At 68.2% G+C, this 18,362-nt stretch carries 19 protein-coding genes and 1 pseudogene; 17 read left to right on the top strand and 3 right to left on the bottom strand.

Annotation, left to right across the window (positions count from 1 at the left end; translation table 11 throughout):
* Positions 1-530 precede the first annotated feature (530 nt).
* Positions 531-1,532 (bottom strand): IS701 family transposase, encoded by a 1,002-nt coding sequence (locus tag J8F10_RS05680; protein WP_210652885.1) that lies wholly within the window; start codon positions 1,530-1,532, stop codon positions 531-533.
* Between the two features lie 403 nt (positions 1,533-1,935).
* On the opposite strand from J8F10_RS05680, the gene J8F10_RS05675 reads away from it, so the two are divergent.
* From J8F10_RS05675 to J8F10_RS05655, 7 genes and pseudogenes are all read left to right on the top strand, one after another.
* Entirely contained in the window at positions 1,936-2,427 is a 492-nt protein-coding gene (locus tag J8F10_RS05675; RefSeq protein WP_210652884.1) for a DUF2924 domain-containing protein, read from the top strand.
* Positions 2,424-4,046 (top strand): recombinase family protein, encoded by a 1,623-nt coding sequence (locus J8F10_RS05670; protein WP_210652883.1) that lies wholly within the window; start codon positions 2,424-2,426, stop codon positions 4,044-4,046. The genes J8F10_RS05675 and J8F10_RS05670 overlap by 4 nt, the downstream gene beginning before the upstream one ends.
* Entirely contained in the window at positions 4,043-4,177 is a 135-nt protein-coding gene (locus J8F10_RS39720) for a hypothetical protein (RefSeq protein ID WP_261363044.1), read from the top strand. The genes J8F10_RS05670 and J8F10_RS39720 overlap by 4 nt, the downstream gene beginning before the upstream one ends.
* Before the next feature lie 95 nt (positions 4,178-4,272).
* The gene (gene istA / locus J8F10_RS05665) at positions 4,273-5,883 is read left to right on the top strand and encodes an IS21 family transposase (RefSeq protein ID WP_210652882.1); all 1,611 of its coding nucleotides are present in this window, start codon (positions 4,273-4,275) and stop codon (positions 5,881-5,883) included.
* A pseudogene (locus tag J8F10_RS05660) lies at positions 5,783-6,361 on the top strand (ATP-binding protein); the annotation flags it as partial. The gene istA and the pseudogene J8F10_RS05660, both read left to right, overlap by 101 nt.
* Positions 6,362-6,443: 82 nt before the next feature.
* Positions 6,444-6,572 carry a hypothetical protein gene (locus J8F10_RS40625; RefSeq protein ID WP_390891096.1) on the top strand — a complete coding sequence of 43 codons (129 nt, stop codon included), beginning with the start codon at positions 6,444-6,446 and terminating at the stop codon, positions 6,570-6,572.
* Positions 6,573-6,649: 77 nt separating this feature from the next.
* Positions 6,650-7,036, top strand: coding sequence for a hypothetical protein (locus J8F10_RS05655; protein ID WP_210652881.1), 387 nt, complete (start codon positions 6,650-6,652; stop codon positions 7,034-7,036).
* A 2-nt stretch (positions 7,037-7,038) separates the two neighbouring features.
* Here J8F10_RS05655 and J8F10_RS05650 read toward each other — a convergent pair whose 3' ends face one another.
* A complete protein-coding gene (locus tag J8F10_RS05650) occupies positions 7,039-7,455 on the bottom strand; it encodes a hypothetical protein (RefSeq protein WP_210652880.1) in 417 nt (138 codons plus the stop codon).
* A 412-nt stretch (positions 7,456-7,867) separates the two neighbouring features.
* Between J8F10_RS05650 and J8F10_RS05645 the strand changes: the two genes are divergently transcribed.
* From J8F10_RS05645 to J8F10_RS05605, 9 genes are all read left to right on the top strand, one after another.
* Positions 7,868-8,116, top strand: coding sequence for a hypothetical protein (locus tag J8F10_RS05645; protein ID WP_210652879.1), 249 nt, complete (start codon positions 7,868-7,870; stop codon positions 8,114-8,116).
* Between the two features lie 223 nt (positions 8,117-8,339).
* Positions 8,340-9,536, top strand: coding sequence for a hypothetical protein (locus tag J8F10_RS05640; RefSeq protein ID WP_210652878.1), 1,197 nt, complete (start codon positions 8,340-8,342; stop codon positions 9,534-9,536).
* 105 nt (positions 9,537-9,641) lie between these two features.
* Entirely contained in the window at positions 9,642-9,983 is a 342-nt protein-coding gene (locus J8F10_RS05635; RefSeq protein WP_315854074.1) for a hypothetical protein, read from the top strand.
* 169 nt (positions 9,984-10,152) lie between these two features.
* Positions 10,153-10,575, top strand: coding sequence for a sigma-70 family RNA polymerase sigma factor (locus J8F10_RS05630; RefSeq protein ID WP_210652877.1), 423 nt, complete (start codon positions 10,153-10,155; stop codon positions 10,573-10,575).
* 273 nt (positions 10,576-10,848) lie between these two features.
* Positions 10,849-11,166 carry a hypothetical protein gene (locus J8F10_RS05625; protein WP_210652876.1) on the top strand — a complete coding sequence of 106 codons (318 nt, stop codon included), beginning with the start codon at positions 10,849-10,851 and terminating at the stop codon, positions 11,164-11,166.
* A gap of 85 nt (positions 11,167-11,251) precedes the next feature.
* Complete coding sequence (locus J8F10_RS05620; RefSeq protein WP_210652875.1) at positions 11,252-14,170, top strand: hypothetical protein; 2,919 nt, start codon at positions 11,252-11,254, stop codon at positions 14,168-14,170.
* A gap of 111 nt (positions 14,171-14,281) precedes the next feature.
* A complete protein-coding gene (locus tag J8F10_RS05615) occupies positions 14,282-14,551 on the top strand; it encodes an IS1 family transposase (protein WP_210652490.1) in 270 nt (89 codons plus the stop codon).
* Positions 14,548-14,955 (top strand): IS1 family transposase, encoded by a 408-nt coding sequence (locus J8F10_RS05610; RefSeq protein WP_210652489.1) that lies wholly within the window; start codon positions 14,548-14,550, stop codon positions 14,953-14,955. The genes J8F10_RS05615 and J8F10_RS05610 overlap by 4 nt, the downstream gene beginning before the upstream one ends.
* Before the next feature lie 616 nt (positions 14,956-15,571).
* Positions 15,572-16,309, top strand: a complete 738-nt coding sequence (locus J8F10_RS05605) for a ParB N-terminal domain-containing protein (protein ID WP_210652874.1) — start codon at positions 15,572-15,574, stop codon at positions 16,307-16,309.
* On the opposite strand, the gene J8F10_RS05600 is transcribed toward J8F10_RS05605, so the two are convergent.
* Positions 16,294-17,103, bottom strand: coding sequence for an IS5 family transposase (locus J8F10_RS05600; RefSeq protein ID WP_210652873.1), 810 nt, complete (start codon positions 17,101-17,103; stop codon positions 16,294-16,296). The genes J8F10_RS05605 and J8F10_RS05600 overlap by 16 nt on opposite strands.
* A gap of 334 nt (positions 17,104-17,437) precedes the next feature.
* Here J8F10_RS05600 and J8F10_RS38465 point away from each other — a divergent pair, with 334 nt between their 5' ends.
* Positions 17,438-18,196 carry a transposase gene (locus tag J8F10_RS38465; protein WP_246522948.1) on the top strand — a complete coding sequence of 253 codons (759 nt, stop codon included), beginning with the start codon at positions 17,438-17,440 and terminating at the stop codon, positions 18,194-18,196.
* The last annotated feature ends 166 nt before the right edge of the window (positions 18,197-18,362 follow it).

Here is an 18,362-nt window from a genome sequence, read left to right as displayed (position 1 = left end):
TTCCTGCCGCCGTCCGAGACGAGACGGAAGACCGGTCGGATCGGGCACGCGTTCACGAATCAGCGGCGAACGGTGCCGGGAGCGCGGCTCGAAGACCAGTTTGAGCCAGAAGGGAAAGAGAAGGGAATTGCCTGCGCTGCGGGCCGAAACGGGCACTGCGGTTGCGGCCCGTTTCGGCCCGCAGCCTCAATTACCGCTTGATTTCGTGTATCCTACGCACCCCATGCTCCGGCGACGCCGCTTCTGCACCGGAAAGTAGTGCCGAGGTAATCCGGAAGTGCTCCCCTGGATCTAATCGACAGCTGTGCCCAAACGCATGTCCGTTGCGCGCTCCGGTCCGACACACCGGATGGAGCATCTCATCCGACGAGCGTTACCCCCGACACGGCTGCGTCCGGCAATTTTTCCTCTGCGCCACTCAGGTTCAGCTGACGCTGAGAGCGTGAGCCACGGTCGTCGGGCGATCAACACCTCGATCGCACTTCTCTGAACACTTTGGTCACGTTCGGTGTAATTAACAGGTATAGGTGTTACGCAGTGCGGTGGTTTGGGAAGCCAATGTGGGGTCGTGTCAGGTAGTCTCGCACGGCCTCACGAATGATCGCGGTTTTGGCTTCGACCCAACTGATGCCCGTCGCAAAACAATGCGCCTCGAACCGTAGGAACGCGCGCAGGGCCAACCCGATGTGGTTGCGCTGGGCGCGGGCCGTTCGGCACTGACACCGCTCGATCCCGGTGCATTGCTTGATCCCCCGGTGGTAGTGCTCGATGGCCCAACTGAACTCGGCGAGTTGCACCCGGGTCAGGTCCGTCATCCCCAGATCGTTGGTGGCCCAATACGCGGTGCCCCCGTCTGGGGTGGCAATCCCGAATACCTTGACCAACCCGAATCCGGTGAGCCACACGTCCGTGCCGGTCGCCGCGATGGTCGTGTGCTCCAGCGCCCGTGTGCCCTCTCGATCCTTGTTCACGAGCCGGTTCGACTTGAGCCGGGTGAGCCACACCCACCCGCAGTTGCGGATCAGTTTCAGATTATCCAGGCTGCTGTACCACCCGTCGAACACGACGCCCCGGGGCTTGAAGCCCCGGGCATAGGCGCCCCGGATCATGTCCCCGAAGTGGTCGTTCTTGGTGCGCGCGTCGGCGTCCTTGTTGTAGATCCGGTAGTCGCACGGGATGTGTCGGTCCCCGTCGGTCCACAGCAGGGACACTAGGTTGATCCCCCGAACGACCGCGTGGTGCTTGCCGGACCAGTGCCGGGTGACCAGTTCGATGGCTCGGGCGTAGGGCTTGTCCAGGGTCGAATCGTCCACGACCAGCACCCCGTCGTCGCGCCGGACCTGGGTTCGTGCTTCGGCCCAAAGGGTGTCGGGATCGGGTTCCACGCGCGCGAGCAGACGGGTAAACGCATCGTGGGCCGGCGGGTCGGGTTGGCTCGGTTGTACCCGAGCTGCCTCCGTACCCGAGTACCCCTTCGGGGTCGCGATCAAGAAGTCGATGTAGTCCTGCGGGAACACCTTGGGCACGCTCATGACACGATCGTAGACCCACACCCACACCCGCGCAAGGCCCAAAAATGCCGCACTGCGTAACATCTAAGGTAGAGACTTTTCTCCCATTCATCCGCCAGCCCGCCGGTCGCGACGCGAAGGGCGCTGGGGCTTACCCCGAGGTGCCCCGATGCCGTCCACACGCGATCCGTCCACCCTCACGCCCGACGAACGCACTCGCGAGCTCGCGCGCCTCCTCGCGACCGGGCTCGTGCGCCTCGGCTCGGACCTCCTCGCGTCACCTATCGATCCACCTCTGACGTCAGAAAAACCTTCAGAATCTGCCGCGAATGGACTTGCTGCGGGCCCTCGGAAGAGCGTCACTGGGACCGGCGGTTAACACCGCCGGAACCAGAGATTCCCAGGATTTTCGAGGAGATTGCGGGTGGAGATCAATGTCGCCAAGGAACTCGCCGCGCTCCAGCGGCTCACGCCCACGGACCTGCGCGCGCGGTACGCGGAGGTGTTCGGGGAGCCGACCACGACCGGGAACCGCACGTGGCTCGTGCGCCGCATCGCGTGGCGCCTGCAAGTGCTCGCCGAGGGCGACCTCTCGGCCCGGGCCCGGACCCGAGCAGTGCAACTGGCCCGGGACGCGGACATCCGCCTGATCCCGCCCAAGGGGAGCACCGCTTCCGCCGGACCCGTGCATACCGGCACCGTGCCCAGGGACACGAGCGACGCGCGCCTGCCCCCGCCCGGGAGCGTGATTACCCGCGCGTACAAGGGCGCCACGGTCCACGTGAAGGTGCTCCCCACCGGGTTCGAGTACGACGGGCGCGTGTTCCCCTCGCTCAGCGCCGTGGCCAAGGCCGTCACCGGCACCCACTGCAACGGGTTCCACTTCTTCAAACTCAACAAACCGGAGCGCGCATGACCTCGCACACGACCCGACTCAACCGACCGCAACCCCAACCGAAGCCCGCGGACCGAGAACCGGTGAAACGGGTGCGGTGCGCGATCTACACGCGCAAGTCCACCGAGGAGGGGCTCGAGCAGGAGTTCAACTCGCTCGACGCACAGCGCGAGGCCGGGGAAGCGTTCGTCCGCTCGCAGGCCGGCGAGGGGTGGGCCCTGTCGCCCGAGAAGTACGACGACGGGGGGTACACGGGCGGGAACACCGATCGCCCCGGGTTGCACAAGCTCCTCGAACATGTCTCCGACGGGAAGGTGGACTGCATCATCGTTTATAAGGTCGATCGCCTGTCCCGGTCGTTGCTCGACTTCGCCCAGCTGATGCGCACGTTCGAGGACAAAAAGGTCGCGTTCGTCTCGGTGACCCAGCAGTTCAACACCGCGACCAGCATGGGCCGGCTCGTGCTCAACGTCTTGTTGTCGTTCGCGCAGTTCGAGCGCGAGATCATCTCGGAGCGGACCCGGGACAAGATCGCGGCCACGCGGCGCAAGGGCAAGTGGGCCGGGGGCCACCCGGTCCTCGGGTACGACATCGACCCGGGCGGGTACAAGCTCGCACTCAACACCGCCGAGGCCGAGCGCGTGCGCCAGATCTTCGCACTGTATTTGGAGCACGGGGCGCTCGTGCCGGTGGTCACGGAACTCGAGCGGCGCCAGTGGACGACCAAGCGCTGGGCCACGCGCAAGGGTCCGGAGCAGGGCGGCAAGCCGTTCGACCGCACGAACCTGTACAACCTGCTCACAAACCCGCTGTACGTGGGGCACGTGCGGTACAAGGACGAGGTCCACGCGGGCGAGCACCCGGCCATCGTGGACCCGGGCGTGTTCGCCGCGGTGCAGCACGCCCTGACGCGCAACGGGCGCACGGGCGGGGCCCTGGTGCGGAACCCATTCGGGGCGCTGCTGAAGGGCCTGTTGCGGTGCGGGCCGTGCGGGTGCGCGATGACCCCGAGCCACAGCACCAAGGGGAACAAGCGGTACCGGTACTACGTGTGCGGCACGGCCCAGAAGCGCGGGTACCGGGCGTGCCCGTCCAAATCGATCCCGGCCGAACCGATCGAGGGGTTCGTGGTCGAGCGCGTCCGGGGCGTCGGGCGCGACCCCGAGTTGCTCCGTCAGGTGCTCGAGCAAGCGCGGGAGAAGGGCGCGGCCCGGACCGCGGAACTCGAGGCCGAGCACCGGGGATTGGAGAAGGACCTGCGCGCGTGGCACGGGGAGGTGCGCCGGCTCTCGGTCCAGCTGAAACCCGGGGAGGACAACTGGCCGCTCGTGGCGCGCCTCGCGGACCTGCACGCGCGCATCGAGGCGGCCGAGCACCGCGCCGCCAAGGTGCGCGAGCACATCCGGACCGTGACGAGCCAACTGATCCCCGAGGACGACGCGGCCCGCGCGCTCGCGGCGTTCGATCCGGTCTGGGGCACGCTCACCCCGCTCGAACGGGCCCGGGTCATCGCACTCCTGGTGGAGAAGGTCGAGTACGACGGGCGCGACGGGCAGGTCACCGTGTCGTTCCACCCGACCGGGATCAAGGCCCTCGCCGACGAGTGGGCCGCGCGCCCGGATCAACGGGAGATCGCATGAGCACCACAAGCGCACTGACCGTGGCGGGCACGATCCACTTCGCCCGGCGCGGGCGCGCCAAGGAGTTGCGGCCCGGTCCGGCGCCCGTGCCACCCGAGCCCGGGCGCGTCCCGCGGGTCGCCCGGTGGTAATCGGCGCGTAATCCAGGTCCACTTCGGCATCGAATTCAGGTCCACCGTAGCACAGCCCCTGCGATCGGCATTTCGGCCGGCCGCAGGGGGGAAGGATGCGTACGGTGGACGACTTCGCAGAGATCCGGCGGTTGCACCGCAACGGCCTCAGCGCCCGGAAGATCGCCCGTCAACTGGGCCTCGGGCGTGACACGGTTCGCCACGCGCTGGCGAACCCCGCGCCGGTGCCCTACACGCTCGCCCAGCCGCGCCCGGCTCCGACCTTCGGGGCGTTCCGAGCCATCGTTGATGACATCTTGGTCGCCGATCGGACCGCGCCACCCAAGCAGCGGCACACCGCCAGTCAGATCTTCCGACGACTCGTCGCCGAGAACAACTACGCGGGCGGCTATGACCAGGTGCGGCGCTACCTGAAGCAGCACCGCCTCGATCGTCGCGAGACGTTCATCCCGCTCGAGCACCCGCCCGGTCATCGCGCCGAGGCCGACTTCGGGCACATCCACGTGGACTTCCCCGACGGGCGCCGGCTGATGCCCGTGCTGGTCGTCACCTGGAGCTACTCCAACTGCCCGTTCGCCATTGCGCTCCCGACCGAGCGCACCGAAGCCGTTCTGCACGGACTCGTCGAGGCGTTCGCGTTCTTCGGGTGCGTGCCCCGCGAGCTGTGGTGGGACAACCCCAGGACCGTCGCGGTCCGCATCCACAAGGGCCGGGAGCGCACCCCGCACCCGCGGTACGCGGCGCTCGCGAGCCACTACACGTTCGCGCCCCGGTTCTGCATGCCCGCGACCCCGACCGAGAAGCCGCGCGTCGAGAAGCGGGTGCAGGATCTCGAACGGCAGTGGGCGACGCCCGTGCCAAGCGTCGCCGACCTCGGTGAGTTGAACGCACATCTGCTGCGCCAGTACCTCGCGGCGCGGGACCGTACGTGCGGTGACAACGCGCTGTCCGTGTCCGCGCGTTTCGAGCGCGACCGTGCGGCCGCGTTGCCCGTTCCGACGCACCGGTTCGATGCGTGCATCCTCCAACCGGGCCAGGTGGACAAGTACCAGACGGTCCGGTTCGACCGCAACAGTTACAGCGTGCCGCGCCGGTGGGCGTTCCGCGTGGTGACCGCGAAGGGGTACGTGGACCGAGTTGAGGTCGTCGGTGACGGGGCCACGGTCGCCACTCACGCCCGGAGTTACGGGAGCGGCCAGAAGGTTCTCGACCCGCTCCACTTCCTCGGAACCCTGGAGAAGAAGCCCGCGGCGCTCGATCACGCGCCGGTGTATCGCGACTGGCAACTGCCGCCCGTGTTCACCGAACTGCGCGCGGCCCTCGTCGCGCGGCTCGGATCGTGCGTCGGGACGCGGCACCACATCCGCGTGCTGCAGTTGCTCGCGAGCCACCCGGTGGAGCGCCTCGCGTCCGTCGTCACGGGGTGCTTGGCGCGGGGCGAACTCGATGCCACGACCATCACCGCGGCGGCCCGACCGTTCCGCTGCGACATCGCACCGTCGTCGAGTGACAACGCGATGTCGCTCGGCCTCGCGGCCGTGACCGTGCAGCCCGCCGACCTCGCCCAGTTCGATCGCCTGCTGACCCGTTCCCCGTCCCAAGGAGATGCCGATGCCCGCCGAGACGACCCCGCTGTTGCTCAAGGCCAACCTGAAGCACCTGAAGTTGCCGACGATGCTCAGCGAGTGGGAGAAGCTGGCCCGTGAGGCCGACGCGAAGAACGAATCCTACGAGGGCTACCTGTTGCGCCTGACCGAGGCCGAGGTGACCACGCGATCCGCGAACGCGCTGGCCTCACGCATCCGCGCCGCCGGGTTCCCGGTGATCAAGGATCTGGACACGTTCGACTTCAGCACGCTCCCGTCGGTGCCCAAGCAGAAGGTGCTGGAACTCGCGCGCGGGGCGTGGGTCGAGGAGCACGCCAACTGCTGCCTGATCGGCAACGCGGGAACGGGCAAGACGCACCTCGCGACGGCACTCGGGCTCGCGATGTGTCGGCTCGGCCGGCGCGTGAAGTTCGTGACGGCCGCGGCACTCGTGACGCAGTTGGAAGAGGCCCAACAGAACCACCGGCTGGACCGGGTGCTGACGCAATTGGACCGCATCGATCTGCTGATCATCGACGAGCTGGGGTACCTGTCGTTCAGTCGGGGTGGTGCCGAGCTCCTGTTCCAGGTATTCGCGGACCGGTACGAGCGGCGCAGCGTGCTGGTGACGAGCAACTTGGCGTTCAGCGAGGTGGGGCACCGTGTTCCAGGGGGACCGGATGACGGCGGCTCTGCTGGACCGGCTCACCCATCGGTGCGACATCTTCGAGATGAACGGCGAGCTACCGGTTCCGCGAGTCCATGACCGCCAAGCAACAGAACGACCCCAAGAAGGGGAAATGACCTGACCCCTCACCTCGGCCGGTGGACCGGGATTCGGCGCCGATGGTGGACCTAGATTGAATGCCGATTACCAGCCCGGCTCATGGCGCTGGCCCTGCGGTTCGAGGACCTGATCCGGGCCGGTGAGGTGACCGACCACGCGGAGCTTGCGCCTCGGGCACGTGACCCGGGCCGGGTGAGCCAGATCATGGCCCTGCTCCACCTCGCGCCCGACATCCAGAAGGCGCTCCTGTTCCTCACCAAGGTGACGCGCGGGCGCGACCCGTTGGTACTCCGGGACTTGCGCCCGATCGCCGTCACGCCCGACTGGCGCCGCCAGCCAGCCGCAAGATGTGGGCCGCACTCGGAACCAATCGCACGGGCGCCTGAACCCGGGAACCATTTTACCTTTTTCGGGCAACTCAGATTGTGCGGATGGTGCGGGTGCAGTCTGCTGTTCGATGTGTACGTCCGTAACCTGGATCAGTAGTTTCAAGGCGTTGCGTTGGTTGTAAGTGTATTGTGTGGCAGGGTAATACATCGTGTGCGTGGGTATCGTGAGCGGATCCGTTGCGTGAGCCAGTCGAGCATCTCGGCCAACGGGAACTGGGCGACCCAGGCGGTCGGCGCGAGCCCGCGTGCCCGAGCGATCCGGGCGTCAGGTACACCCACACCTGGCGCAACAGCAGGGCCACGCCCTCGAGCAGCAACCGGTACTCGGGGTTGGTGCTGGTGGTACCCGCGGGCCTGGTTCTTCTGCCGATAGCTGGTCTCGATCCCGAACCGCTCTCGGTACCGCCGGCGCCCCAACCGAGCCCGGTTCGCCTCCGACACGGCGGTCGCATCGCCCCACCCGCGGAACGCGTACACCCGGGCGTGCGATTCGCCCTTCCGTTGCCACACGAGCACCCGAGTCGATACCGCCTTGCGGCTCTTCTCGGTGACCCACCCATGGTGGTGATGGTGCCGTGGGGTTGGGTGTAGCTGGCGTTGCGGCGGTTGGTACCGGTGCCCTTCTTGCGCATCGGGACCGTGTAGCTCAGGTTCCGTTCCTGCAACAGCAACAGGGTCTCCCCGCTGTCGAACCCGGCGTCCAGAACCACCCCGCGGACCGTGAGCCCGCGGGCCGCCACCTGGTCCAGAAGGGTCTGCACCTGCTGGTGCGGCTTGGTTCCTTTCGTCACGCTCATCAGCCCCACGGTGTACCGCCGGTGCTTGTGAATCAGGACCCCGGTGGCGTGCGCGTGAAAGAACGAGGTCCCGGCCTTCTTGGGTCCGCCGATGATCCCCGGGGTGCTGCGATCCCCATAAAGGGGACGTAATGCACATCGATGGCACACGTCCACCGGCGCCTCCGGTCCCGGCGCGTGAACCCCGCCACCTGGTGAAGGGCATCCACCAACCGGGCCGTGAGTTGGTCCTGGAACCCCGGTTGGCGTGCATCGCCTGTCGCGCGGTCTCGTGGGAGAACCCGAAGTACCGGGTCACTACCGCGAACAACGTGCGGGTGGTGCCCGCGATCAACAGCACCAGGTCGAGCAACTGGGTGCGCGTGACCGACCGCTTGTAGTCGGTCCAACCCAGGGCCCGTTCAACGTTCGGCGCGTCAGTGCGTGGACCACCGCCGGGGTGATCGTAGAGTAACCACGTCGCATGGGAGGCTCCGTTCAAGTGCCTGAGAACCTTGAACTTAGGAACTCCCATGCGGCACTGCCAAATCACTTGAAACTACTGTGGATGCTTACGGACATTATCTCGTGCATCATGCCCAACACCATGACCAATCACCACAAATGGTTACTCGGAATCCGACGACCGCCCCGGACGAACCGATTCCCCCGTGTGCCGTAACTGCGGACGCGTCTGCCGGACCGGCCCCTCCCGACCCGGGAACTACGCCCGCAACCCGGTGCCACCTCCCAGAAGGCCCCGACACGCGCCCGGAGCTCCCGCTCGTGTCCGGGCTCGACCTGCGCCCGTTCCTGCAGCTCCACCCGTTTGCGCCGAATCGGGATTCGCGCCCGCACCAACTCGGCACACCAAACGATCACCAGGCGCTGACGAGCGCGGTCGCGGACGCGCTCGGGTTCCGCCCCGAACCGGTAAGCGAGCCGGATGAGCGCGGGGCCACTCACCTCGGGTCGTTTAGCGCCGCCGACGGCACCCGGTACACGTGCTTCCTGACCTTTACCGCAAGCGCGGACGAGCTCCAAACCCTGGTCCAGTGCCTTCGGATCCGGTGCCACGGACCGTTGCTCCTGCTCTGTACGAGCCGGCGCGCGGTCGCTGCGGTCGGTTCGGATGCCCGGCGCAGTGGAGTCACACTCGTTCCCCTGGCAACGGTCGTTACGGCCGATGGCCCGGGGCGCTTGTACCCGCTCTCGCCGCTCGAGGCGTCCCTCGCCTGGACCGCGCAGCCGTTGATGCCGGGGCCGTCACCCGACCGTGCCCCGAACGCGCTCTGGCGCGCGGGCGAGGCATGGCTGGTGACGTTCGCCGGGAAAACGGTGCCCTTCAAGGACCTGATCGGGCTCTGGTACCTGTCGCACCTGATCCAGGCCAAAGGGAAGGAGCTCCGCGCCTCGGAACTCCGGGACCGGGTCCACGGGCGCACGGGTCCCGAGCCCTTCCCGGGCGTCGAGGCCGTGGACCGGAGTGCGGCCGCGGCCGAGGAGCGCGTGTGCCAGGAGTTGCTTGAAGAAATCGACCGGGCCCGGAGGGACCACGATCCGGTCCGGGTGGAGCGCCTACAGGAACAACTCCACGTCGTCACCGTGCGCGTCCAAGCGGCGCGCGGGTTGGGCGGGCGGGTGCGGCGCGTCGGGGACGAATCGACGAGCGTCCGCACGTCCATCAAGAACGCGATCGACGCGGTCATCGAGAAACTCCAGACGCTGCTCCCCGAGCTCGCGCGTCACTTCGAGCTGTTCGTCCGGACCGGCGCGAACGTGTGCTACGCCCCGGACCCGGACGTGGACTGGGTCGCGTGACCGATTTGTTATCCCGCGCGTAACACTGTTACGGGCGCTGTAACGCCTCATTATTGGCAGCCCCGCGCGGGCCGCTGCGCCGCCACGAGGGCGGCGCCTCATCCCGTGCCACACGGCACCGTCGAGGACATGATGTCCACACACAAATCGGCCCTCAGCACCCCGCGCCAGCGCCTCATCGAGCTCCTCCAGCGCCTCAACTTCGGGCGCGTCGAGAATTTGCACGTCCGCGCCGGTGAACCCGTGTTCGACCCGCCCCCTGCTACTGTGCGCGAACACAAGTTCGCCGGCGAGAACGGGCCGCGCCCCGAGGCCGGGCGCCCCGACGTCGTCCTCAAGGCCCAGCACCTGGACCTGATGGCCCTGCTCGACGCAATCGGAAACGGCACGGTCACCGTGCTGGCCGTCAAGCACGGGCTCCCGTTCTCGGCCGAGGTTCCCGGCTGACCCGCGGTCCCGTTCACCCGTTCCAACCCCACCGACCCGACGTTCAGCCGGCCGCACCGCGGAGGCGCTTGTGGGCACCGTCCCGGTGCTTGCCTCGTGCCCGCGTGCGTTGCGGGCGCGCGCGTCCGGGTCCGTGCCCACCGCCCCTCCCGGCCGGGAGGAGCTCAGTTTGTCCGACGATCACACCCGCCCGGGTTCCGACGACCCGATCGACCCGATCATCGCGCGCATCATCCGGCACAAGGCTAACCGCATGATCGGGCGCGCCGGGTTACAACCCCAGGACCGTGAGGACCTGGAGCACGACCTCGTGGTTCGGGTCCTCGAGCAACGGGAGCGGTTCGCCCCGGCGCGCGGCACGTGGGCCGCGTTCGTGTGGCGCGTCGTCGAGCGCGCCGGGGACAACGTGCTCCGGGCCCGGGGCCGTACCAAGCGCGCGCCCCGACCGGCGAAACCGGAGCCCGAGAGCGCGTCCGCGCCCGACCGGGCCGAACAGGCCGCCCGCACCGCGGACCTGGCGCGGGCGCTGGGGACGCTGCCCGACGATCTCCGCGCAACGGTCGAACACGTTCTGGTGCACGGTGTCGCCTGAGCGGCGCGCGTGCTGGGGATCTCGCGCCCGGCCGTGTACGCGCGGCTCCGGAAGGTCCGCGCGCGCCCCGAATGGGCCGGGCTCGACATTTATTGTGACCCGCGCTGAACACTTCGCGCGCGTTCGGTGTAGTTATTTGGGTAGAGGGATCTCGTATGCGCGCACGGTCCGCCCGGTACGGGAGACGGCCGGCAACGATCCACCCGAACCGGCCGAACACATCGTGTTCGGACCGGGCGTTCCGGAGCGTTAAACGTCACACGAGGACCCGTGATGGTGACTGATCTGTACCGGTACCGGTTCGACAAAGGGCTCCCGGCCGACGAGATCGGGGCCACACTGATCCTCTCGCTCCTCGGGGCCGAGGCGCTCCACGGCGCGGCCCAAACCCGGCTCGACGCGGCCCACACGTTCGACCCGAAGGCGCGCACCGTGACCATCGACGCGGGCACCCCCGTGGGCCGGGACCTGAACCGCCTGTTCATCGGGTTCGTCACCCGTGAGTTCGGACCCGACGCGGTCCGCGTCACGCGCCGCCCGAAATCGGCCCCGCGCGCCCGGGCGCGACGAGCCGAACCCGTGACCGCCTGACCGACCAATCGACCGCCCACGTCCGTGCGCCGAACCGGCCCGCCTCGCGCGGGTCGTCGATCGCGCGTGCCGCGAGGGGAGCCCCGTGTCCGCACCCCCAAATCCGGGCGAACCGCCGCCCCGCGCGTTCACACGCGACGAGGCCGTCGCGCTCCTGGCCGAACGGTACCGGGTTCTCGTCGCGCCCGGACAGGTGGTCGAGCTGCGTGCCCTCCGGGTCCGACGCGGGACCGGGCGACCGCACACCGAGGCCGGGTTCTTCGACGCCGACCACCTGCCCGACATGGCCCGGGCCGCGCTCGACCTCACGGACCACGCGCGGGGCGTGTACTTCACCCTCAACCCGCTCGCGCCCGACCTCCTGGCCCGGCGCGCGAACCGCACCGACTGGGCCGGCGAGGGTGAGCTCGCCAGGGACAGGGACGTCACCGCCCGGCGCTGGCTCCTGGTCGACGCGGATCCCGTGCGCGATCCCCACATCAGCGCTACCGGCGATGAGAAGGCCCGGGCCCGAGAAACCGCTCAGTCGGTGCGCACGTTCCTGCGTGAAAGCGGGTGGCCCGACCCGGTCCTGGCCGACAGCGGCAACGGGTTTCACCTGCTGTACCGGGTCGACCTGCCGGCCGACGACGGGGGACTGGTCAAGCGGGCCCTCGGGGCCCTGGCCGCACAGTTCGATACCCCGGCCGTGACGATCGACCGCGCGGTCCACAACCCGGGGCGCATCTGCAAGCTCCCGGGCACGTTCGCGCGCAAGGGCGACAGCACCCCCACGCGCCCGCACCGCCGGGCCAAACTGCTCGAGATCCCCGACACCCTCGAACCGGTCCCACTCGCGCTCCTCCAACACCTCGCCACCGACGGACCGGCACCGGAACCTCCTCCGGCGGGAGCCGCGGCACCATCCGGTGGGCGCTTCACATCACGCCTGATGGTGGACCGATGGCTCGCGGACCGCGGGCTCGCGTTCCGCACCAAGCCCGAGCCCGACGCGCGCGGGCGCACCGTGTACGTGCTCGCGGCCTGCCCGTTCGATCCGGCCCACGCGGCCCCCGACGCGTGCGTCATGCAAGCCCCGAACGGCCAGCTCTCCGCCCACTGCTTCCACAACGGGTGCATCGGGCACGGGTGGCACGCGTTCAAACAGGTGATCGGCGCGCCCGAGCCGCACCACTACGACCCGCCCCTGACGCGCACGACCCGGGGGCGCGAGAAACGCGCGGAACGCCCGACCCCTCCGCGCCACGAAGGACCACCGGGCGCCCCGCCCGACGCGAACCAGCCCGGGCACGAAGGAACCCGTGCCGGGGCGCGTCCGGAGATCGTGATCGAACCCGCGACCACCCCGGTGGCCCGCACCATGTGCGCGCTCACCGACGTTCTGATCGGCACGCGCGAGTGCTACCACCGGGCCGGGCAACTGGTCCGCGTCACCGGAACCGCCATCAAACCGGTCCTGTCCGCGCCCGAACTGGCCGGGCTCCTGAACCACCACGCCGAGGTCCTCGTCGTCGGCACGCAGGGGAGCGAGTACAAGCCGCTCCCGGTCAACTATGCCAACACCTGGCTCAACCACCCCGGCGAGGCCGCGCGCCTGCCCGCCATCGCCCTGTTCACCCAGAACCCCGTGTTCGCCACCGACTGGCGCCTCGCGCCGCCCGGGTTCGATCCCGCCTCGGGGATCTACTACGCCGGGCCGGCGGTCGAACCGCGCGCCGGCACCGAACACCTGGACGCGCTCCTCACGGACTTCTGCTTCCGCACCCCGGGGGACCGCACCAACTACCTCGGGGTGCTCCTGACCACGATCCTCATGCCCCACTTCGTCGGGTCCAAGCCCGCGGTCCTGTTCGCCGGGAACCAGCCCGGACTGGGCAAGACCGTCCTCGCCCAAGTCATCGCCACCCTGCGCGACGGCCGGCCCGCCGAAACCGCCACGTACAACCCCAACGACGAGGAGTTCGAGAAGCGCCTCGGGGCCGTCGTGCACCGCGGGGCCACCACCATCATCGTCGACAACGCCAAGGGTAAGGGGCGCGCCGCCCGGATCGACTCCGCGTGCCTCGAGCGCTCGATCACCGACGCCACCCTCTCGTTCCGGCTCCTCGGGCACTCGCGCGAGATCCGGGCCGAGAACTCGCACATCTTCTGCCTCACCGCCAACACCCCCGAGGTGAGCCGGGACCTGGTCACCCGGTGCGCCCTCGTGGACCTGTTCCACGAGGGCGATCCGGCCCGGCGCGCGTTCACGTACCCGGACCCCGAAGGGTACGCCCGGGACTACCGGGCCGAACTGCTCGGGGAGCTGGTCGGCATGGTCGCGCGCTGGCGCGCGGCCGGGGCCCCGGAGGCGGACGTGGCGTCCCGGTTCAACAAGAAGGGGTGGGGCCGGATCGTGGGCGGGGATCCTGGCCCACGCCGGGCTCCCCGGGTTCCTGGCCAACGCCGAGACCGCGGCCGCCGAGCTGGACGACACGCGGCGCGAGTTCGCGTACCTCGTGGGTGTCCTCGCGGACCACCCCCAGGGCACCTGGACCGCCGCGGAACTGGTCGCACTGGCCGCGGACCACGGGCTGTTCCCCACCGAGCTCAAGGGCCTGTCCGCGCGCGCCGCCGCGACCAAGTTGGGGATGCTCGCGGGCCGGTTCGTGGGCGTCCGGTTCCCGCTCGCGCGCACGCGCGGGGCCGTGTTCCAGCGGACCGAGGAGCGCAAGGGGAGCGCGTACCGGGTGGCCGTGATCGACGACGCGGATCCGTGCCATCGGGCCGCCTGAGCCCCCGCCCGACCCATCTCGTACAACGGCTCCGACCGGCAAACGCCTCTCAACCCGGGGCCGCGATCGATTCCACGCGGTGTCGACCCCGGATATTGCGTTTCAACCAATTTTGCCGAGTACACCGATCCTGTACCCCACTGATCCCGGTCCGGTGCCGAACCTCCAGCCCCTTGCCGGACCTTGCCGAACCTCAGTTTCACCAGAGGTTTGGCACCGTTAACGCCTGATCCCAGGTAGTGGCCCACCGGTTGGGATTGCTCTAAAGTGTTGGGATGCTGGACGCAACACCCCCTCGTCCCCCGATTCCGCCGTGCCCCCGGTGCGGTGCGACCCATGTGGTGCGCAACGGTCTCACCCACTCGGGCACTCCGGGGTTCCGGTGCCGGGGGTGCGACCGGCGGTTCGTTGCGGACCCGAAGACCGGACCGGTCCCGGAGGCCACGAAGGATCTGGTGCGGCGCCTGTTGGCCGAGCGCATGGGAATCCGGGCCATCGCGCGGGCCGTCGGGGTGTCCCGGTCGTGGCTCCAAGGGTTCGTCAACGAGCTGTATCGACAGGAGACCCCACACGAGCCGGGACCGCCCCCAAAAAGTGCGGCCCGGTCGTGATCGAGGCCGACGAATTGTGGAGCTTCGTGGGTTCCAAGGGTGATGTCCATTGGGTCTGGGTAGCCCTGGACTTGGGCACCCGGCGGGTGCTCGCAATGGTTCTCGGGGACCGGTCCGCAGCCACGGCCCAACGGCTCTGGGACGCGCTCCCGCGCGGGTACCGGACCGGGGTCACCGTGTACACCGACTTCCTCGCCTCGTACCGTGGCGTGATCCCACGCGCCCGGCATCGACCCGTGGGCAAGGACACGGGCCTCACCGCCCACATCGAACGGTTCTGGCTTACCCTGAGACAACGATGCGCCCGACTCGTGCGCAAGACTCTCACGTTCTCCAAGTGCCCCAGGAACCACCTCGGCGCCTTGTGGTATTTCATACGCCTGTACAACGAATCCCGACATTAGGGCCACTACCTGATCCCACAGTCACTTGTGACGAGTCTGCCGAACCTTGACGAACCTTTTTGGTAAGCGGCTCCGTACACCTGCGCCCGTGCGTGCGTGCGCCCGCGCACACGTAGGGGTCAGGAAAAGGTTCGGCAAGGCTCGGCACGCGCGCCGTAACAACATGAGGCTGCAATAGTTAACGGTGCCGAACCTCTGGTGAAACTGAGGTTCGGCAAGGTCCGGCAGGTTCGGCACGGCCCCAACCGGGTGCGAAACGGGAACGCGAGCGGGCACCGGAACCACCTTGGTGGTTCCGGCCCGGCTCCAAAGCCGCGCGGAGTTCTTTGGACCAGGTGCCCCGTCCGAGCTCACGGCGGCCACTGCGCGTCCGGCCGACACCTCCGGTGCCCGGTCACCGCTCGTGGCGTCCCGGGCGGTGACCGGGCGTCAACACCGCACGGCGCCTCTCGCTCCCACAGGCAACCGGGGCGTCCACCGTTTTCACGGGGGCACGTGCGCGCACACGTTCCGCGGAAAAGTGACCCGAAATTTTATCCCCCACCCCCGACAGTTCGTGCGCGTTCGGTGTAGTTCTCTGGTAGGCACACATCGCACGAGCACGCGGAGGTACGGAATGGACGTGGAGATGCGCCCGGTCGGGTCGATCCGGCCCTACGAGAACAACCCGCGCACCAACGACGGCGCGGTCGGGGCTGTCGTTGCGTCGATCCGCGCGTTCGGGTGGCGTGTGCCCATCGTAGTCGACGAATCCGACGTGATCATCGCGGGCCACACCCGGTATAAGGCCGCGCGTCAGCTCGGGCTCACCGAGGTGCCCGTGCACGTGGCCCGGGGGCTCACGCCCGAGCAGGCCCGCGCGTACCGCATCGCCGACAACCAGACCGCCACCCTCGCGACCTGGGACGACGACCGGCTCACCCAAGAGCTCGTCGCGTTACAGAACGCCGATTGCGACCTGTCGCTCACCGGGTTCCCCGAGGACGAGCTGCTCCGGCTCCTGACCACACCGCCCGCCGAACTCACCGGCGATCCCGACGACGTGCCCGAACCGCCCGCCGAGCCCGTCACCCGGCCCGGGGACCTGTGGCTCCTCGGGCGCCACCGCCTCCTCTGCGGCGACGCCACCAAGCCCGAGGACATGGCCCGGCTCCTGCCCGACGGACCAGCCGACACGCTGCTCACGGACCCGCCGTACAACGTCGCGTACTCGGGCAAGACCGCCGACGCGCTGACGATCGCCAACGACGACATGACCGCCGAGCAGTACCGCACGTTCCTGGCGTCCGCGCTGGGCAACGCGCTGGGACACCTGAGTGACTGTCCCATAAGGGGTTGTCACGCGGCTTTGTGATATTGGAATTCGGGGTCGGCATATTTGGGTTCGAGTCGGTTGAGCATGAGGTGGATCATGGCCAGTTTGATGAACGCCTCCGCTGACATCACGCTTTCCTCCCGGTCCTTGGTGAGCCGCCGGCACGTGCCCAGCCACGCGAACGTGCGCTCCACGGTCCACCGGATCGGCAGCTTCACCCACCCCTTCGACCCCTCCGGGCGGCGCACGATGACCAGATCCCACCGGGCGTTGTCCTCGACCCACGCGTAGAGGGCGAAGTTGTGGTACTTGCTGTCCGCGTACATCCGCACCACCTTGCCGACCGGCTGTCCCTCCAAGCGGGGGAACAGTTCCTGCGCGGCTTGGGCATCGTCCACGCTCGCGGCGGTCACCAGCACGGCCAGCAGCAACCCCAAGGAATCCACGACGATGTGGCGCTTCCGCCCGTCGACGTTCTTGGCGTTGTCCCGGCCCCGCTGCTCGCCGCCGGAGGTCGTGTCCACCGACTGGCTATCGACGCTCGCCGTGGTGCGCGGCGCGTACGGCTTCTCCTGGGTGCGGACCTTCTTGCGGAGCAGGTCGTGTATGGTGTCGAGGGTACCGTTGTGACGCCACTCGTCGAAGTACCGCCAGACCGTGGACTTGGGCGGGAAGTCCTTGGGCAAGTAGCGCCACTGGCACCCGGTGCGCAAGATGTAGAACACGGCATCGACGACATCCCGCAGGTCGGTCGTGCGGGGCCGACCGCCCGGATAGACCGGGATGTGAGGCTCGATTAACCTCCACTGCTCGTCGCTTAGTGACTGTCCCATATGTGCGAAAAAGCCTGAGAAATCGTGGGTGACAACTCGAAAATACGGCGATTTCGAGGCATATGGGACAGTCACTTACATCGCTCGGGTAGGATTGGGTTCTCATGAACCATTTTACCCACCCCAACTGCCCCTTATGGGACAGTCACTAAGTGACTGTCCCATATGCCTCGAAATCGCCGTATTTTCGAGTTGTCACCCACGATTTCTCAGGCTTTTTCGCACATATGGGACAGTCACTAAACTCGACTGGTGCCGATTCTCAGTGGCCGTCCGTGGTGAAGTATCATGGAGTTGCTGACGCTCCCGTGGTCCTCGCCCACGGACGGCCGCCATGATTCTACCACCTGAGGCACACGACCTGGTGCAGGTTCTCGGGTTGCACTTCACCAGCCCCACGTACCAACGGTTCTCCACACTCCTGGTCGGGGCACTTGTGACGACCGGGCGGCGGACGGTGGCGAACCTGTTGCGCGCGCTTCGGCACCTGGCTCCGGGGCATCCCACCGACTACCGGCGGGTGCTCTCCCGGGCCCCGTGGTCCGGGCTCGAACTCGGGTGCGCCCTGATGCGGTTGGTGCTCGACCACCTCGTTCCCGACGGGCCGGTGTGCCTGGTTGGCGACGACACCGTCGATGGGCACAAGGGGCCGAACGTGTACGGCAAGGCCCGGCACCGAGACGCCGTGCGCTCGACCCACAGCTACACCGCATTTCGGTACGGGCACAAGTGGGTCGTGCTCGCCATCCTCGTCAAGTTCCCGTTCGCGACGCGCCCGTGGGCTCTGCCGATACTCATCGACCTGTATCGCTCGGCCCAAGACGACCGCGCCCGTAACAGGCGGCACCGGACCCCGGCGCGGATCATGTGCGGGCTGTTGCGCGTGCTCCTCATCCGGTTCCCGGATCGGGCCTTCGTATTCACTGGGGATTCGGGGTACGGCACCCATGAAGTGGCGCGATTCTGTTACCGCCACCGTGCCCGGCTGACGCTGGTCAGCAAACTGCACCCGGACGCCAACCTGTTCGACCCGCCCCCGCCGTACACGGGCAAGGGGCGGCCACGGGTTAAGGGCAAGCGTCGCCCTAAGTGACTGTCCCATATGCCTCGAAATCGCCGTATTTTCGAGTTGTCACCCACGATTTCTCAGGCTTTTTCGCACATATGGGACAGTCACTCAGCCCCGAGAGGCCGTTGTCGCGGCCACGGCCTTCGCCCGATCAGAGGTCGGGTGGTACGGGGGCGGGAAGCGGCGCGTC

Origin of the sequence: Gemmata palustris, assembly GCF_017939745.1 — a bacterium.
Lineage (GTDB): Bacteria > Planctomycetota > Planctomycetia > Gemmatales > Gemmataceae > Gemmata > Gemmata palustris.
This window is presented reverse-complemented; position numbering and strand designations above follow the sequence as displayed.

Bases quoted from the DNA above. Each gene is read 5' to 3' on its own strand.
- J8F10_RS05680 (WP_210652885.1), bottom strand. From the start codon at position 1,532: ATGAGCGTGCCCAAGGTGTTCCCGCAGGACTACATCGACTTCTTGATC.
- J8F10_RS05670 (WP_210652883.1), top strand. From the start codon at position 2,424: ATGACCTCGCACACGACCCGACTCAACCGACCGCAACCCCAACCGAAG.
- J8F10_RS39720 (WP_261363044.1), top strand. From the start codon at position 4,043: ATGAGCACCACAAGCGCACTGACCGTGGCGGGCACGATCCACTTCGCC.
- istA (WP_210652882.1), top strand. From the start codon at position 4,273: ATGCGTACGGTGGACGACTTCGCAGAGATCCGGCGGTTGCACCGCAAC.
- J8F10_RS40625 (WP_390891096.1), top strand. From the start codon at position 6,444: ATGACGGCGGCTCTGCTGGACCGGCTCACCCATCGGTGCGACATCTTC.
- J8F10_RS05655 (WP_210652881.1), top strand. From the start codon at position 6,650: ATGGCGCTGGCCCTGCGGTTCGAGGACCTGATCCGGGCCGGTGAGGTG.
- J8F10_RS05645 (WP_210652879.1), top strand. From the start codon at position 7,868: ATGCACATCGATGGCACACGTCCACCGGCGCCTCCGGTCCCGGCGCGT.
- J8F10_RS05640 (WP_210652878.1), top strand. From the start codon at position 8,340: ATGGTTACTCGGAATCCGACGACCGCCCCGGACGAACCGATTCCCCCG.
- J8F10_RS05625 (WP_210652876.1), top strand. From the start codon at position 10,849: ATGGTGACTGATCTGTACCGGTACCGGTTCGACAAAGGGCTCCCGGCC.
- J8F10_RS05605 (WP_210652874.1), top strand. From the start codon at position 15,572: ATGGACGTGGAGATGCGCCCGGTCGGGTCGATCCGGCCCTACGAGAAC.
- J8F10_RS05600 (WP_210652873.1), bottom strand. From the start codon at position 17,103: ATGGGACAGTCACTAAGCGACGAGCAGTGGAGGTTAATCGAGCCTCAC.
- J8F10_RS38465 (WP_246522948.1), top strand. From the start codon at position 17,438: ATGATTCTACCACCTGAGGCACACGACCTGGTGCAGGTTCTCGGGTTG.